Source organism: Vibrio sp. 947 (assembly GCF_033339115.1).
Classification (GTDB): domain Bacteria; phylum Pseudomonadota; class Gammaproteobacteria; order Enterobacterales; family Vibrionaceae; genus Vibrio; species Vibrio alginolyticus.
Genome location: NZ_JAWOTX010000033.1, coordinates 20,326 through 34,906 on the forward strand (window position 1 = coordinate 20,326; position 14,581 = coordinate 34,906).

At 44.0% G+C, this 14,581-nt stretch carries 17 protein-coding genes; 14 read left to right on the forward strand and 3 right to left on the reverse strand.

Features of this window, described 5'->3' with window-relative positions; translation table 11 throughout:
• Positions 1 to 27: 27 nt before the first annotated feature.
• The 7 genes from rhtB to R7Q39_RS26230 all read left to right on the forward strand — a co-directional run bounded on the left by rhtB (position 28) and on the right by R7Q39_RS26230 (position 6,703).
• The gene (gene rhtB, locus R7Q39_RS26200) at positions 28 to 645 is read left to right on the forward strand and encodes a homoserine/homoserine lactone efflux protein (RefSeq protein ID WP_005378732.1); all 618 of its coding nucleotides are present in this window, start codon (positions 28 to 30) and stop codon (positions 643 to 645) included.
• 24 nt (positions 646 to 669) lie between these two features.
• Positions 670 to 1,893 (forward strand): EAL and HDOD domain-containing protein, encoded by a 1,224-nt coding sequence (locus R7Q39_RS26205; protein WP_017636082.1) that lies wholly within the window; start codon positions 670 to 672, stop codon positions 1,891 to 1,893.
• 154 nt (positions 1,894 to 2,047) lie between these two features.
• On the forward strand, positions 2,048 to 2,383 hold the full coding sequence (locus tag R7Q39_RS26210) for a metalloregulator ArsR/SmtB family transcription factor (protein ID WP_005378730.1): 336 nt from the start codon (positions 2,048 to 2,050) through the stop codon (positions 2,381 to 2,383).
• A gap of 42 nt (positions 2,384 to 2,425) precedes the next feature.
• A complete protein-coding gene (locus tag R7Q39_RS26215; RefSeq protein ID WP_005383630.1) occupies positions 2,426 to 3,427 on the forward strand; it encodes an ArsJ-associated glyceraldehyde-3-phosphate dehydrogenase in 1,002 nt (333 codons plus the stop codon).
• A 12-nt stretch (positions 3,428 to 3,439) separates the two neighbouring features.
• The gene (locus tag R7Q39_RS26220) at positions 3,440 to 3,934 is read left to right on the forward strand and encodes a cyclin-dependent kinase inhibitor 3 family protein (protein WP_053307418.1); all 495 of its coding nucleotides are present in this window, start codon (positions 3,440 to 3,442) and stop codon (positions 3,932 to 3,934) included.
• A 254-nt stretch (positions 3,935 to 4,188) separates the two neighbouring features.
• Positions 4,189 to 5,406: an organoarsenical effux MFS transporter ArsJ gene (gene arsJ, locus R7Q39_RS26225; protein ID WP_005383628.1), complete on the forward strand. Its 1,218-nt coding sequence runs from the start codon at positions 4,189 to 4,191 to the stop codon at positions 5,404 to 5,406.
• A gap of 283 nt (positions 5,407 to 5,689) precedes the next feature.
• Complete coding sequence (locus R7Q39_RS26230; RefSeq protein WP_017636080.1) at positions 5,690 to 6,703, forward strand: acyltransferase; 1,014 nt, start codon at positions 5,690 to 5,692, stop codon at positions 6,701 to 6,703.
• Here the strand turns inward: R7Q39_RS26230 and R7Q39_RS26235 are convergent.
• Positions 6,700 to 7,029, reverse strand: a complete 330-nt coding sequence (locus R7Q39_RS26235) for a DUF2500 domain-containing protein (RefSeq protein WP_104975677.1) — start codon at positions 7,027 to 7,029, stop codon at positions 6,700 to 6,702. The two genes, R7Q39_RS26230 and R7Q39_RS26235, sit on opposite strands and share 4 nt — an antisense overlap.
• A gap of 327 nt (positions 7,030 to 7,356) precedes the next feature.
• On the opposite strand from R7Q39_RS26235, the gene R7Q39_RS26240 reads away from it, so the two are divergent.
• The 4 genes from R7Q39_RS26240 to R7Q39_RS26255 all read left to right on the forward strand — a co-directional run bounded on the left by R7Q39_RS26240 (position 7,357) and on the right by R7Q39_RS26255 (position 10,409).
• Positions 7,357 to 7,725 carry a hypothetical protein gene (locus tag R7Q39_RS26240; protein ID WP_005378717.1) on the forward strand — a complete coding sequence of 123 codons (369 nt, stop codon included), beginning with the start codon at positions 7,357 to 7,359 and terminating at the stop codon, positions 7,723 to 7,725.
• Positions 7,726 to 8,806: 1,081 nt separating this feature from the next.
• Positions 8,807 to 9,427 carry a lysoplasmalogenase gene (locus R7Q39_RS26245; RefSeq protein ID WP_005389670.1) on the forward strand — a complete coding sequence of 207 codons (621 nt, stop codon included), beginning with the start codon at positions 8,807 to 8,809 and terminating at the stop codon, positions 9,425 to 9,427.
• 69 nt (positions 9,428 to 9,496) lie between these two features.
• Positions 9,497 to 9,718 carry a YecH family metal-binding protein gene (locus R7Q39_RS26250; RefSeq protein WP_005378711.1) on the forward strand — a complete coding sequence of 74 codons (222 nt, stop codon included), beginning with the start codon at positions 9,497 to 9,499 and terminating at the stop codon, positions 9,716 to 9,718.
• A gap of 106 nt (positions 9,719 to 9,824) precedes the next feature.
• On the forward strand, positions 9,825 to 10,409 hold the full coding sequence (locus R7Q39_RS26255) for a YhgN family NAAT transporter (protein WP_005389671.1): 585 nt from the start codon (positions 9,825 to 9,827) through the stop codon (positions 10,407 to 10,409).
• Positions 10,410 to 10,466: 57 nt separating this feature from the next.
• On the opposite strand, the gene R7Q39_RS26260 is transcribed toward R7Q39_RS26255, so the two are convergent.
• Both R7Q39_RS26260 and rsmD read right to left on the reverse strand, forming a co-directional pair.
• Entirely contained in the window at positions 10,467 to 10,733 is a 267-nt protein-coding gene (locus tag R7Q39_RS26260) for a DUF1145 domain-containing protein (RefSeq protein ID WP_005378704.1), read from the reverse strand.
• 25 nt (positions 10,734 to 10,758) lie between these two features.
• Positions 10,759 to 11,358, reverse strand: a complete 600-nt coding sequence (rsmD, locus tag R7Q39_RS26265) for a 16S rRNA (guanine(966)-N(2))-methyltransferase RsmD (RefSeq protein WP_005378702.1) — start codon at positions 11,356 to 11,358, stop codon at positions 10,759 to 10,761.
• A 230-nt stretch (positions 11,359 to 11,588) separates the two neighbouring features.
• On the opposite strand from rsmD, the gene ftsY reads away from it, so the two are divergent.
• Genes ftsY through ftsX form a run of 3 tightly spaced genes read left to right on the forward strand, consistent with a single transcriptional unit; the run spans position 11,589 to position 14,458 of the window.
• Positions 11,589 to 12,803, forward strand: a complete 1,215-nt coding sequence (gene ftsY, locus R7Q39_RS26270) for a signal recognition particle-docking protein FtsY (protein WP_033907268.1) — start codon at positions 11,589 to 11,591, stop codon at positions 12,801 to 12,803.
• Between the two features lie 22 nt (positions 12,804 to 12,825).
• A complete protein-coding gene (ftsE, locus tag R7Q39_RS26275; RefSeq protein ID WP_005378697.1) occupies positions 12,826 to 13,500 on the forward strand; it encodes a cell division ATP-binding protein FtsE in 675 nt (224 codons plus the stop codon).
• A complete protein-coding gene (gene ftsX / locus R7Q39_RS26280) occupies positions 13,490 to 14,458 on the forward strand; it encodes a permease-like cell division protein FtsX (RefSeq protein WP_025768167.1) in 969 nt (322 codons plus the stop codon). Before ftsE ends, ftsX begins: the two co-directional genes overlap by 11 nt.
• Positions 14,459 to 14,581 lie beyond the last annotated feature (123 nt).

Genomic DNA, 14,581 nt, shown 5'->3' on the forward strand with positions numbered 1-14,581 from the left:
TCATCGAAGAATTAGTGAGGAAATGCAATGGATACCCATGTCTGGTTAGCTTATGTAGTAACAGCAATCGTTTTTAGTTTGGCTCCGGGCTCTGGCACGGTGAACTCAATCAGTAATGGTTTGAGTTACGGTACCCGTAAATCACTGGGTGCCATTATTGGCTTACAAATTGGTTTAGTTATCCACATCGCGCTGGTGGGGGCGGGTATTGGTGCGCTTGTCGCGCAGTCAGCAACCGCATTTTCTGTCATTAAATGGGTTGGTGCCGCTTATCTGGTTTGGTTGGGGATTCAGAAATGGCGCGATACATCAAGCTTAGTCGCAGCTGAAAACCACAACGAGATGTCAGGCACGGCGCTGTTGTACAAGGCTGTGTTAATTAACCTCACCAACCCTAAATCGATTGTTTTTCTGGTGGCGTTGTTCCCGCAGTTTATTGACCCGGCAAAAGACCAAATCACGCAACTGTTGGTGCTTGGCGTCACTACGGTCGTGATTGATGCGTGTGTAATGTTGGGTTACACGAGCTTGGCAGCACAAATGGGACGCTTTATTCGCTCCGATAAAATCATGGGAAAAATAAACAAAGTATTCGGTTCAATGTTCATGGGTTGTGGTGCATTATTAGCAGCTGCAAAGTCATAAGCCATTTATAGGTCCTTCTTTAGCATGAATACAACGTATGTCGCTCGCCAGCCGATCTTTAACCGAAAAAGACAGACGCTGGGTTATGAATTGTTGTTTCGAGACGGGGAGAGTAACGCATACCCTTCACATATTGATTCAAATCGAGCGACATACCGACTGATCGTCGAAAACTTCCTATCACTGGGTACTAACCCAGTGATTGCCTCTTCAAGATGCTTTATTAACTTTCCTCATCAAAGTTTGGTGCGACGTTTGCCGCGCAGTTTGCCGAAAAACAAAATTGTCATCGAAGTGTTGGAAACGTGCCAACCTACGGATGAGCTTCTTGATGCGATTCGTGAGTTTTATCGAGAAGGTTACTTGATCGCTTTGGATGACTTCACCCTAACACCAGAATGGCGCCGTTTTTTGCCATATGTGCATATTGTGAAGCTCGACATTATGGCGATGGGGCTCGAAAAGGCCTGTGAACTTGTCACAACACACCTTGCCAAACGCGTCAAATACCACTTTTTAGCAGAACGTGTTGAAACCGCAGAAGAGTTTGAGCAAGCGAAAGCGGCTGGCTTTAAATTTTTCCAAGGTTATTTTTTTAGCAAGCCACTCGTCTCGCAGACTAAATACGTCAGTCCTGAGCAAGTGTTGGCATTGCAACTGTTTCGTGAAGTTTGTGCTCCTGAGCCTGACTTTACTCGTATCGAGTCCATCATTACGCAAGATGTCGCGTTGTCATATAAATTATTGCGTTTTGTAAATACGCAAGCGCCGAATTTGGCTGTCGAAATCAGCTCTTTTCGTCAGGCATTGATTTATCTTGGCCAGGATAACCTTAAGCAGTTTGTCTCTTTGGTTGTGGCATCGTATATCTCCAGTAACAAGCCTCGAGAGCTGTATCACCTTTCATTGCAACGAGCTCAATTTTGCCAATTGATGTCGCGCTATCAGCCCTTCTCTCACCTCAACGAACAAGGTTTTATGGTTGGTTTGCTGTCGATTCTAGATGCGCTGTTGGATCTTTCGGTGGAATCTTTAGTTAGGCAGTTACCGCTTAGTCATTCAGTACAACAAGCGCTATTACATCGCAAAGGGGTTTATGGTGCACTTATTTCCCTCGAAGAGTGCTACGAGCGTGCCGATTGGTCAGGGGTTGAAAAAATCACGATGCAATTGGGGTTGCCTTTAGAGGAAGTGAAGCTCTCCTTAGGTGAAGCGGTTCGCTGGAGTCAAAGCATCGCGACTGCATAATTTCGTGTCTTATCTTTTATCTCTTTGAATCTCTCTCTTTACAATCAAGCTGTTCGTTAGATGTGAAACTTTTATGACGATGGACGGTTTCCTCTTGACGATATATCTTAATTAAATAAACATATACGCATATCCATATATAGGTATGTTCATTATGCTTCCACATCAGTTTTTTAAGCTGTTATCCGATGAAACACGCGTACGTTGTTTAATGCTCGTGGCCCGTGAAGGTGAAACTTGCGTTGGTGATTTGGCGTTTGCTCTGCAAGAGAGCCAGCCGAAAGTTTCTCGTCATCTTGCTCAGTTACGATCCAGTGGCATCTTGGTGGATAAACGCCAAGGACAATGGGTGTATTACGAGTTATCACAGCAATTACCAGGTTGGATGCGAAAGTTAATTGAAGACTTAGTGGCATCAAACTGTTTGAAGCAGGAATACCAAGACGACATCACACGCTTACACGATAAAAGTCGTGAGGCTTGCTGTTAACAGCGAATAGAGATTCAAGGTAGAAGATTAGAGGGTAAAACTATGACAATTAAAGTAGGAATTAATGGCTTTGGCCGAATTGGTCGCTTAGCGCTGCGAGCGGCATTTGATTGGCCAGAATTGGAGTTTGTGTTAATCAACGATGTCGCAGGTGACGCCGCTACGCTTGGTCACTTATTAGAATTCGATTCAGTGCAAGGTCGTTGGCATCATGGAGTTCAGGTCGAAGGCAGTGAGCTCGTCATCAACGGCAAGCGTGTCGCCACGACTCAACAACGCGATATCGATGCGGTGAACTGGTCTGATTGTGATGTTGTGATTGAAGCGACAGGCGTACATCGCAAAACATCATTCCTAAACAAATACCTAGAGCAAGGCGTGAAACGTGTCGTGGTAAGCGCACCTGTGAAAGAAGAAGGTATTGCGAACATTGTGGTGGGTGTGAACGACCATATTTTCGACCCTGAAAAACATCGTATCGTGACAGCAGCTTCGTGTACGACTAACTGTATCGCACCTGTGGTTAAAGTCATTCATGAGAAATTGGGTATCGAACAATCTTCTTTTACGACCATTCACGACCTGACGAATACGCAAACTATTTTGGATGCGCCACACAAAGATCTACGCCGTGCAAGAGCATGCGGCATGAGCCTTATCCCGACTACGACGGGTAGCGCGAAGGCGATTGTCGAAATTTTCCCAGAATTAAAAGACAAAATTAATGGTCATGCGGTTCGCGTACCTCTAGCAAACGCATCGTTAACAGACATCATTTTTGATGTGAAGCGTGATACCACAGCAGAAGAAGTGAATGCACTGTTAAAAGAAGCATCTGAAGGTGATTTGAAAGGCATCCTTGGCTTCGAAGAGCGTCCTTTAGTTTCTATCGATTATAAGGGCGACCAACGTTCAACCATCGTTGATGCGCAATCAACCATGGTTGTGGGTTCTCGTATGGTTAAGATTTATGCTTGGTACGATAACGAAATGGGTTATGCAACGCGCACAGCAGAGCTGGTTCGTAACGTTGGTTTGGCTTAAAAGGGGGTCACAATGTCTCATCCTACATGGCAATTAGATTTGGACTCCGGTGCTTTAATCTTAACACCGTGCCCAGGAACGAAAGGTGTCGATTTGCATGCGTCGTTAGAACAGTTGAAAGAGCAGGGTGTTCAAGCGGTCGTTACTGCATTAGATGATAGTGAATTAGCTGCGAAGAATGTCTCTGCATTGGGTGAAGCCACTCAGCAACTGGGTATGAAATGGTTCCAGATCGAGATTGAAGACGACTGCGCACCAAATGAAGAATTTGCGACGAAGTGGCAACAAGCCAGTCCGGAACTGCACGAGATTCTTGCTCAAGGTGGCAAAATTGCGATGCATTGTATGGGTGGTTCGGGGCGCACAGGTTTGTTCGCTGCTCACCTACTCCTAGAAAAGGAATGGCAGTTAGAAGATATCGTGCGAGAAGTGCAGGCATTGCGCCCTGGTGCATTTACAAAACCTGTGCAAGTTGAGTACATCGAACGCGTGGCTCAAGACGCTTGATCAGCTTAAATAGCTTTTGGTTCATTATGATCCAAAAGCTAAATTCGAGCTTCTTCAGGATACGACTGTTTACAAAAAAAGCCATTAATATTAACTAATGCATTGTTTTTAAGGTGTATTTTGCTTTTTATTGATGTTGGGGCATTTTTTAAAAATCACAGCAACATTATATTGGTCAATGTTGCTGTACAGGTTAGAAAGTATTTAGAACATGATGATCTAAATGCTTCTATCGCTGTACATATGAGGTCAATATGATTTCTCAATTAAGCAAAAGTATTCGTCAGTACATGTTAGTGACGTTTAACTATTGGAACTTTACGGTGACCGATGGCGCACTGCGTATGCTGGTGGTGCTCTATTTTCATGACTTAGGTTATTCCACGTTAGCTATTGCCTCACTGTTTCTTTTCTATGAATTTTTTGGTGTGGTGACAAACCTGGTTGGTGGTTGGTTGGGCGCAAGGTTAGGCCTAAATAAAACCATGAACATTGGTTTAGCGATGCAAGTGTTTGCGTTGCTGATGCTCGCAGTACCAAATGCATGGCTGACCATTCCTTGGGTGATGGCAGCGCAAGCTCTGTCGGGGATTGCCAAAGATCTGAACAAAATGAGTGCTAAGAGCGCGATTAAAACGCTAGTACCAGACGAACAGCAAGGTGCGCTCTACAAATGGGTAGCGATTTTGACTGGCTCGAAGAATGCACTCAAAGGAGCGGGCTTTTTTGTTGGTGGCTTGCTGCTGTCTTGGGTGGGTTTTCAAAACTCGATGTTTATTATGGCGGGTGTACTTACATTAGTGTTTGTTTGCAGCATGATCTGGCTAGAAGCGGACATGGGTAAAGCAAAGAGTAAACCTAAGTTTCGCCAAATATTCTCCAAGTCTGAATCGATAAACATTTTATCCGCAGCACGCATGTTCTTGTTTGGTGCTCGTGATGTGTGGTTTGTCGTTGCTCTGCCTATTTATCTTGGTAGCGTGTTTGGCTGGGATCACTTGTGGGTTGGTAGCTTTCTCGCAGCGTGGGTCATTGCTTATGGGTTTGTGCAAGGCTTTGCGCCGCGTATTACTGGCAAAGCGCAAGGTCGTGTGCCTGATGGTAGTGCAGCATTGGTGTGGGCAGGAATCCTAGCGTTAATTACGGCTGGTATTGCTTATGGTGTGCAAATCGGTTGGCAGCCTGAATTGGTGATTGTGGTAGGTTTGATGATTTTTGGCGCTGTGTTTGCCATTAACTCTTCGCTGCACTCGTACTTGATAGTGAGCTACGCTAAAGGCGATGGCGTCTCGTTGGATGTCGGTTTTTACTACATGGCCAATGCGATGGGACGTTTGATTGGCACGGTATTATCGGGTTGGATCTACCAAGAGGCTGGTCTTGCAGCGTGCTTATGGGTTTCTTTTGCTTTCTTGGCACTGACGACGCTGATTTCAATTAAGTTGCCAAAAGCTGATGTTGCTACTGCGTAACTATCCCCAGTATCGCTATCTGTAGATGGTATAAATGGCTCCAAATCGGAGCCATTTTTGTTTCTTATGCGCCGTTTGCTGTAATCAGATTGTGTCGGTTTGGCATCGAGAGTGAATACTGATGCTTGGTTTTTGGTTCTCGTTAAGTGATTAGAGTGGTGATGAAATCTCCGTTGTAGGTCATTGTTGAGTTAAAAATAAGCAAAAACAGATTGTTAACCATTTCACTGGTTGAGATTTACCCTATGCTATAAACGATAAGCGACTCAAAGTAGGGAAAGGTATGAGAGAAAGGGTTCTGTTTTTTGATTTATTGCGCTGCTTCGCAGCGGTAGCAGTGATCGCCATTCACGTCTTGGCACCGTATCGAAATGAGTTAGGAGTGATTCCATTTGACCAATGGCTGACAGCGGTAGGCGTGAATAGCGTAACCCGCTGGGCAGTGCCAGTTTTTATTTTGATCACCGGAGCGCTAATGCTCAGTGACACTCGACCATTTGACGGTAAGTATTATATCAAAAGGCGTTTGGGCAAAGTTTTAGTTCCATTTCTTATTTGGTCGATGTTTTATGCATACCTTTCAGGTTGGACTTCTCAAGGCTTTGATTTTGAAACCGTAAAAGAGGTATTAAGCAATAGCCCATTCCACGCAACGTATTACCATCTCGGCTTTTTCTATTACTTTATACCACTGTATTTTGTGATTCCGCTGTTTCAATGGATGGTACGCAACGTGGATGACAACGTCTTGTATACCTATCTCGCATTTTGGCTTTTCACCAGCACACTGTTCTTGTTCAAGATTGATGGCCCGTGGAGTAATCAGATGTGGCTTTATATGGGTTACCTTCCACTGGGGTATGTTTTATTTCAAAAGGTACCTTTGAATCGCTCTATGGTGACCTTATTTGTTGGGCTAGGACTCGTGGCGTTGGCAGTGACCTTTACGATGGTTGTGACAAATAGCTTAGAGGCGGAGAAGTATACGGTTGGGCGCTGGCTCTCTTATAAAACACTGAATGTGATTCTAGCGGCTTCGATGATTTTTATGATCGGGCGTTACTTTGGTGAAGGCTTATCACCAAAAGTACAAAAAGTGGTTAGTGTGATCAGTCAGCACAGCTTAGGGATTTACTTACTTCACCCTATTTTCTTATGGCCGATGAAAGAGTTCGGTTGGTACACAGGACATCCTGCGTGGGTGATTCCAGTCTGGATCGTTCTAAGTGGAGCTGGAGCCTTGGCGATGAGCTATCTCTTTTCTCGTTCTGCCAAGACTCGTTGGTTACTGCCTTAACGTTTGATAGCGAAGTGAAGGAACTTGTTGCCGCGATAGGTCAGTGTTCCCTTATCTCCAGGGTTGAGTGCATGGTAGTAATGCACTCCAATTTGGAATTCACGCTTTGGACCGATAGAACCACGTTGAACGTAAATCCAATACTCTTGATCGTCTTGACCTGGTGGTGCGTTTGGTATGTCTATCGCTTGTTTATCTAAAATCGTTACCTGCGCGCTTTGCTCTGGAGCGTCTTCGCCCACATAGTGCTTACTATAAAAACGGAAAAACACCCACGCGCCCAAGGCAATAAGGGCGAATAGGGCGACAATAAGTGAGATTGGCATATTAACCTCCAATGTTTTATCGGGTCCCATTCTACAGAACTCGCTGACGAAACGATGAGTTGAGGTAACTTATTCATAATCTAATGAAAGGGATATGGAGATTATTCGGCGCACTTCACGATTTATCTTAATGATGCACGATGAAATCGTCGCTTCATCTGCAAGCGAAGTCACTAAAGCTGAACGAAGCGGCTTTCACTTGTTAGGCTATATGCGCTCAAGGGCACAAATTGAAAGTAAAATTGCACTTAACGGCTCGAAAAAGCTCTAAATTTATAGAAGAATAAAAATAATGAACATAGGAAGGGTCTGGTAAGGAGGGTTACGATGTCAGATATTGAAAAAGTAGTCATGCGTACCCGAACGATCGAAAAACTTTTGCGTACTCAGTACCATGCAGAAGGGAAAGGGTTGCACCAACTTATTAATAGTTGTGAAGAACGTTTACCGCATGACGTGATAGCAAAGCTTCGATTCATCGCAACCGTGCGTAACAAAGTGGTGCACGAAGACGATTACAAGCTGGATGATCGTAAAGGCTTTATGGCGGCATGTGATGCTTGTGAAAAAGAGCTGACACCAAGAAGCTCTCGCTTTATTTGGCGTACAGCAATTTTGCTAATGACGTTGATTACGCTGGCCGCTCTTGGTTTCTACTATATGCACTGGGATATTTTGTCTAAGCACATTCAGTAGAGCTATACAGATAAATAAAAAAGGACGCATTTGCGTCCTTTTTTATTTTAAATCATTGGGTTAGTACATCATTGGCAGTGTCATTAAACCCACAACCACTGCAATCATAACCAGCCCTTGTTTTTGAGAAGATGAAATCATAACACTACCCCTTAATCTTTGATGAACTCGATGAATTTAATATAGCACTGTTTTTGGGGTTTGATCAACATATGCTCGTTAATCTTTTCAAAAACCACACTTAACTTGTCTGGTTTTACATGATTCTGACTAATGAAACTATGTTTTTTGTGCTGTATTTAAAGTGTTCACATTGTTTTATTTCTATCCTTTTTTGTTTTAAGTGTATGATTTTATAATGTTAAATGGTTTGTGATGTTGGCTTTGTAATTGTTTTTTGTTTCGAATGGTATGTTGGGTGTTTATTTTGTCTGTATTTCTCAAAAATTGAGAAAATTAAAAAATGTGCTATGAGGTTGCATCGTCAAATCGAAAGCATGGAGTGAGATTTTCTTACCTTATGAGAAAATATGGGCTTCAAAAGTGTTTAGTGATTTTATGGTTTATGAAGTCCGCACTTTTATCTGTTATTGAAATTATGGTTTTATTTATCATTGACTTACTTTTCTTGTCTGATGTTTTTTTTACTGAATTAAGGTCGGTTTTCTTAGTTTTTACCCCTAGTCATCAGTGGTTTCTCCTCTCTTAGAGCGCTACTAAGACTATTTTCTATTTTGTGTCTGTTATTTATTCTTGTTGCCTGCATTACATACATCCTGGTGGTTTAATCGTCAGTTTGTGAAATGGCGGCTTACCTGGAGCACTTATCTGTTTTTCAGTTAAATAGTTTTAGAAAGCGTTGGTTATTGTGTCGTGTGATTTGATGGGTTCGGCTGATGAGCAAAGCTTGGCCCCAATGTTTAGTGGCATCATTCAGGCTCATCGGCTTTATTATTACGTAGGCTGAGGGTTACAAAATGTTTCGAATCGCTAGCGAGATCCAACTTTCGTAGATTGTGTCTTTACATCAAAACTGGTCTACCTAGACTAGCGGCGAGTTTAAGTAAAAGGTGTATACTGCATGTGGAGTTGGCTGGCGATAGGGCTATCAGGTGTGTATTCCGTGTTGGGAGCAAAGCAAGCTAACCCGACACAATCCCTCGTGTTTAAAATCTTTACTCTGCTACTTCTTCTTGTGTTGGTGTTAACTCAAGGTGCATCCGCAACATATACCTACTGGATTGCGGGTGGGCTTATTGTGTCTATGGTGGCAGATACGCTGCACTCGTTTAAAACTCGTAAGCTAATCTATTTTACGGCTTATCTGGTTGCCCAGGTATGCTACAGCAAGTCATTTTGGGTGCAGCTTAATGGTGAGATTGTCTGGTGGCTGTTGGCCCTGCTGCTTGCAGCGAGTATCGTGGCGTTCTTTTTGTTGCTACCTCAACTCGACTCTCTGGTATTCCCCGTTGTGATCATGGGGATGATGCTGGTTCAACTTGCTTGGGCAGCCGGTGAAGTTTGGTTACAAGTGCCGAGTTACGCCAATGCTATCGGCTTTAGCGGGACCTTAGTTCTCATCTATTCGGCGCTGGCATACGCGATACACGGTTATCGAAAACCGATGAAACACGCCTATTTGTGGGTGAGTGGTAGTTACTTTTTTGCTCATGCCCTCATTGTTGCCTCAATCATTTACTAATTTAAGTCAAAGCAGCTCTTGAGGATTTCAGTAAACTGAACGCATTGTTCTTAATAACTGGAGTCAATAATGAGTGAAATCCATGCTCACGAGCTGCTAAACCTACTTAGAGAAACGCCAATGGATCGCGAAGCCCTCACACAGCACTTTGGCGCTAGCGTTCGCTTTCACACCTGTAAACTGAATGATCTAGACTTAGATGCATTACTAGCATTTTTGCTCAAGCGCGACAAAATTCGTGAGCTTGAAGGTAAGTTTGTGGTCAATATGGCGCGAGTTTGCAATCACTAAACGGCGGCTAAGATCGAGGATGAATATGGTGTTTTCGCCCTCAGTCATATACTCATGTTGTCAGTTTGCTATACACTGGCCGCCATTTTTTAGGTGAGGCCAGAATATGGACATTCTTTCGGCAGCGACCATGCTGTTTCTAATCATGGACCCTCTCGGTAACTTGCCGATTGTGTTGTCTATTCTCAAACATATCGATCCCAAGCGTCGTCGTAAGGTATTGATTCGTGAACTACTGTTTGCCTTACTGATCTTGATGCTGTTTCTGTTTGCAGGACAAAGCATCTTAAGTTTTTTGCATGTCCAGCCAGAAACGCTCAGCATTTCAGGTGGCATTATTCTCTTCATTATTGCGATTAAGATGATTTTCCCGAGTGCTGGCAGCATCACTGGACTGGCAGCAGGCGAGGAGCCCTTTATTGTTCCGATGGCCATTCCTATGATCGCGGGCCCTTCAGTGATTGCAGCCTTGCTTTTACTGTCTTCGCAACATCCAGAGAAAATGTTGGAAATGTCAGCATCAGTCGTAATTGCGTGGGGCGCAACATTTTTTATACTGATGTTTTATGGCTTCTTTAATCGCTTGTTGGGTGAACGTGGCTTGAAGGCGGTAGAACGCTTAATGGGCTTGTTACTGGTGATGATCTCCACTCAAATGTTCTTGGATGGTGTAAAAAGTTACATTGGGTGACGAACGAAACGCAGAAAAAAAGCCGCTCACAAGAGCGGCTTTTTCGTATCTGAGCGATTACATCATGTGTTTACGACGAATATCGAGTAGAGCAAAAATACCAAAAATCAGGATTGAATATTTTTCCCAACTGCTCATTTTTATTTTGTCGCCAAATGCACCAATGAAGATGGCCATTTGTAAACCGTGCATGATGAACAAAAAAGCGGTCATGATGTATAGCGCAATCGCGGCATTGCCGGGAAAGGGCATAAAAATATTTAGGATTAATACTAACCAAACAAAGGCGATAGCCGCTTTGGCCAGCATAATTAGTGCTTTCATTTAAGTATCCTTTTAAATCGAGGCGTTATGCGGAGGTACGTTCGTACAGACGATAGCTCACTTGGCCTGCTGTTTTTTCTCGATGTAATTGCCAGTTTTCTGGTAAGTCGGCAATATTGAGTTCTTTTTCTGTTTCAATATAAATCATCGCATCTTCCGCGAGCCAGCCATTTTGTTCTAGCAGAGCCACGGTCTCATCCAATAGACCTTTGCGAAACGGTGGGTCAATAAACACCACATGGTGAGCAGAACCCGGTTGCTTCAAAAAACTCAGTGCGTCGGTATTTACCACTTGGATGTTGTTCGCGTTAAGAGAGGCAACATTCTTTTGTAACTGTTGGAAAGCTTGTGGGTTTAGCTCAACCATGGTCACTTGCTCTGCTTGGCGCGAAGCTGACTCAAATCCCAAGCCGCCAGAGCCAGCAAACAAGTCGAGACATTTTGCCTGTGGTACATCTTGAGCTAACCAGTTAAACAGCGTTTCTTTGACGCGATCTGTCGTGGGGCGTAAGCCTTCAGCATCGTGTACAGGAAGTTTTCTGCCTCTCCATAAGCCACTAATAATGCGAACAAAGCCCGTTGTTGGCTTTTTTTGTGATGAGTTTTGCTGGCGACGTCTTACCATAGATTTTTTGACCGCTAATAAAGTGATACTATATCTAATCGCCCAAGCAATGAGCTTGGAGCTTGGATACAGCCCAGAATATTCAAGATGACAGAGTGTAACACTAATAAGATTAGAATTACCTAATCGGAAAGTTTTCAGAACTTTGTCATTAGCCTTTTTTAGACAGATAATAATCTTGTCAAAAAAGAGTCATTAATAGATAAAAGAACAATCTAGGATAGCCCCAGATGACGGAAAAAAAGAAGCGCGGATTACTTTCGTGGCTAGGTTTTGGTGACGAAGAGCAAAGCCCAAAACCAAAAACTGAAGAAACAGTAAAAGAAGAAGCAGTGGAAGCGCCTTCTGAAGAGCAGCAAACCGAAGCGGTTGCTGAGCAAGCGGAAGCAACGCCAGAACTTGAAGAAGAAGCGAAACAATCAGAGGCTGCCCCAGCAGAAGCAGAAGCAGAAGCAGAAGCAGAAGCAGAAGAGCCAGAAGTCGTATCGGCCGCGCCTCGTGTTCAAGAACAAGAAAAGCCAACAGAAAGCTTTTTTGCTCGTCTTAAACGCAGCCTAAGCCGAACAAAAGCAAATATTGGTGCTGGCTTCTTCGGTTTGTTCAGCGGTAAGAAAATCGATGAAGACTTATTTGAAGAGCTAGAAGAGCAACTGCTTATTGCTGATGTGGGCATGAATACCACAACAAAAATTATCAACAACCTGACAGAAAAAGCCACACGTGGCGATCTGAAAGACGGCGAAGCCCTTTATGGTTTGTTGAAAGAAGAAATGGCTGAGATTCTTTCTAAAGTCGAACAGCCACTAGAAATCGATAGCAACAAAACGCCTTACGTCATCTTGATGGTGGGTGTAAATGGCGTGGGTAAAACCACGACCATCGGTAAGCTAGCGAAGCAGTTCCAAACTCAAGGCAAAAAAGTGATGCTTGCAGCGGGAGATACTTTCCGTGCCGCAGCGGTTGAGCAGCTACAAGTGTGGGGTGAACGTAATAATGTTCCTGTGATTGCTCAACATACTGGCGCAGACAGTGCCTCTGTTATCTATGATGCGATTGAAGCGGCAAAAGCACGTGGTGTGGATGTGGTGATTGCTGATACAGCAGGTCGTCTACAGAACAAAGCGAACCTAATGGAAGAGCTGCGTAAGATTGTACGTGTGATGAAGAAAATTGATGACTCTGCACCACATGAGATCATGCTAACGCTTGATGCAGGTACAGGACAAAATGCAATTAGCCAAGCGAAACTTTTCAGTGATGTTGCCCCTCTAACCGGGATTACTTTGACTAAGTTGGATGGTACAGCCAAGGGCGGCGTAATTTTCGCTATTGCTGATCAGTTCGGTATTCCAATTCGTTACATTGGTGTGGGTGAAGGTATCGAAGACTTGCGTCCATTTGAAACTCAAGAGTTTATTGACGCACTGTTTAGTCGTGAAGAATAAAAAGAGTTAGAGGAAATCAACGGTGATCAAATTTCAGCAAGTAAGCAAAGCTTACCGAGGTGGTCGACAAGCACTGCAAAAAGTCGATTTTCACCTGAGGCGCGGTGAAATGGCGTTTTTAGGCGGACATTCCGGGGCTGGTAAAAGTACCTTGCTGAAATTGATCTGCGCGATAGAGCGACCAACCGATGGCAAAATCCATTTTAATGGCCACGACATCACGCGTATTCCAGGCAAAGACATCCCTTTTTTGCGCCGCAATATTGGGATTGTTTTTCAAGATCATCGCCTATTGATGGATCGCAGTGTGTACGACAATGTCGCTCTGCCAATGCGTATCGAATCGATTTCTGAAAACGAAATCAAACGCCGTGTTTCTGCGGCGTTAGATAAAACGGGCTTACTCGATAAAGCTCGTTGTCTACCTAGTCAACTTTCTGGTGGTGAACAACAGCGCGTCGGTATTGCCCGTGCTGTGGTTAATCGACCAACGTTGCTGGTGGCTGATGAGCCTACGGGTAACCTTGACCCAGAATTATCCAACCGTGTGTTGCGTCTATTCGAAGAATTTAACCGTGCGGGCGTGACTATCCTACTTGCCACGCACGATGTGGGGTTAGTAAACACTCGCCCACAGTATCGTCATTTTGAATTGAACCAAGGCTTCCTAAGTGAGGTAGAAGACTATGGCAGGTAACAAGCACTCCCAAAAGAAGGGGAAAGGCCGCAGTGCCAAGCGTGCGAATACCGATGGTTTTTTCTCTGTCCATGCAAAACAAGCTAAATCCTCTTTTAGCGCCTTATGGCAACGACCACTAGGCAACATTCTGACCCTAGCGGTCATCTCCATGGCACTTGCCATGCCAGCTTGTTTGTATCTATTGGGGAAAAACGTTGCGGGGGCAGCGGAAGATGTCGCTTCTCCTTCACAAGTTAGTGCTTACTTAGTTGAAGGCATGCCGGATGCACGAGTGATGGTTCTCAAAGATCAAATTGAAACTTGGCCTTTGGTAAAAGAGGTAGAATATATTTCACCGCAACAAGGTCTATCTGATTTAAGCCAATATGCAGGGTTCGACCAAGCTATCAGCCTTTTAAGTGGCTATGCGCTACCTGGTGTGTTGGTGATTACGCCAGATTCGGAGCTAAAAAGTGATATTCAGTCATTAGCCAAAGACGTTCGAGAGCAACAAGATGTGACCGACGTGAGACTTGACGAAGACTGGCTGGCGCGTCTTGATGCCATCAAAACTCTCGCGAGTATTATTGTCATTACCCTGACAGTGCTGATGCTCGGTGCGGTATTTTTAATCGTTGGCAATACATTGCGATTTAATGTGTTGGCGAATAAAGAAGAGATTCAAACCATGAAACTGATCGGTGCGACGGACAGTTTCATTCTGCGCCCTTACTTGTACACAGGCATGTGGTTTGGCGTGTTAGGTGCCACTATTGCGTGGTTGGTAACGGCTTTAGTGACCATTGTCATGAATAGTGCGGTGGAAGACCTTGCTGCGTTGTACGATAGCCAGTTCCGCCTGATTGGTCTAAATTGGGATGAATCTTTGTTATTAATCATCATTGGGAGTCTTTTGGGATGTATTGCGGCGCGTTTTTCTGCGCAACGACATTTAAAAGAAATTGAACCAGTTTAAGTGATGGCGGTCTTATTACTTGGATTTCATTAGCATTAGCTAATTTTGAACCCTTGCTTAGACCAAATGTTTATGGATAATTGCTTCCCCTTCTTGAAACTTGCTCATTTTGAGTTCAAGATA

What these genes read in the sequence shown, in the direction of transcription:
- rhtB (WP_005378732.1), top strand. Translation starts at nt 28, where the DNA reads ATGGATACCCATGTCTGGTTAGCTTATGTAGTAACAGCAATCGTTTTT.
- R7Q39_RS26205 (WP_017636082.1), top strand. Translation starts at nt 670, where the DNA reads ATGAATACAACGTATGTCGCTCGCCAGCCGATCTTTAACCGAAAAAGA.
- R7Q39_RS26210 (WP_005378730.1), top strand. Translation starts at nt 2,048, where the DNA reads ATGCTTCCACATCAGTTTTTTAAGCTGTTATCCGATGAAACACGCGTA.
- R7Q39_RS26215 (WP_005383630.1), top strand. Translation starts at nt 2,426, where the DNA reads ATGACAATTAAAGTAGGAATTAATGGCTTTGGCCGAATTGGTCGCTTA.
- R7Q39_RS26220 (WP_053307418.1), top strand. Translation starts at nt 3,440, where the DNA reads ATGTCTCATCCTACATGGCAATTAGATTTGGACTCCGGTGCTTTAATC.
- arsJ (WP_005383628.1), top strand. Translation starts at nt 4,189, where the DNA reads ATGATTTCTCAATTAAGCAAAAGTATTCGTCAGTACATGTTAGTGACG.
- R7Q39_RS26230 (WP_017636080.1), top strand. Translation starts at nt 5,690, where the DNA reads ATGAGAGAAAGGGTTCTGTTTTTTGATTTATTGCGCTGCTTCGCAGCG.
- R7Q39_RS26235 (WP_104975677.1), bottom strand. Translation starts at nt 7,029, where the DNA reads ATGCCAATCTCACTTATTGTCGCCCTATTCGCCCTTATTGCCTTGGGC.
- R7Q39_RS26240 (WP_005378717.1), top strand. Translation starts at nt 7,357, where the DNA reads ATGTCAGATATTGAAAAAGTAGTCATGCGTACCCGAACGATCGAAAAA.
- R7Q39_RS26245 (WP_005389670.1), top strand. Translation starts at nt 8,807, where the DNA reads ATGTGGAGTTGGCTGGCGATAGGGCTATCAGGTGTGTATTCCGTGTTG.
- R7Q39_RS26250 (WP_005378711.1), top strand. Translation starts at nt 9,497, where the DNA reads ATGAGTGAAATCCATGCTCACGAGCTGCTAAACCTACTTAGAGAAACG.
- R7Q39_RS26255 (WP_005389671.1), top strand. Translation starts at nt 9,825, where the DNA reads ATGGACATTCTTTCGGCAGCGACCATGCTGTTTCTAATCATGGACCCT.
- R7Q39_RS26260 (WP_005378704.1), bottom strand. Translation starts at nt 10,733, where the DNA reads ATGAAAGCACTAATTATGCTGGCCAAAGCGGCTATCGCCTTTGTTTGG.
- rsmD (WP_005378702.1), bottom strand. Translation starts at nt 11,358, where the DNA reads ATGGTAAGACGTCGCCAGCAAAACTCATCACAAAAAAAGCCAACAACG.
- ftsY (WP_033907268.1), top strand. Translation starts at nt 11,589, where the DNA reads ATGACGGAAAAAAAGAAGCGCGGATTACTTTCGTGGCTAGGTTTTGGT.
- ftsX (WP_025768167.1), top strand. Translation starts at nt 13,490, where the DNA reads ATGGCAGGTAACAAGCACTCCCAAAAGAAGGGGAAAGGCCGCAGTGCC.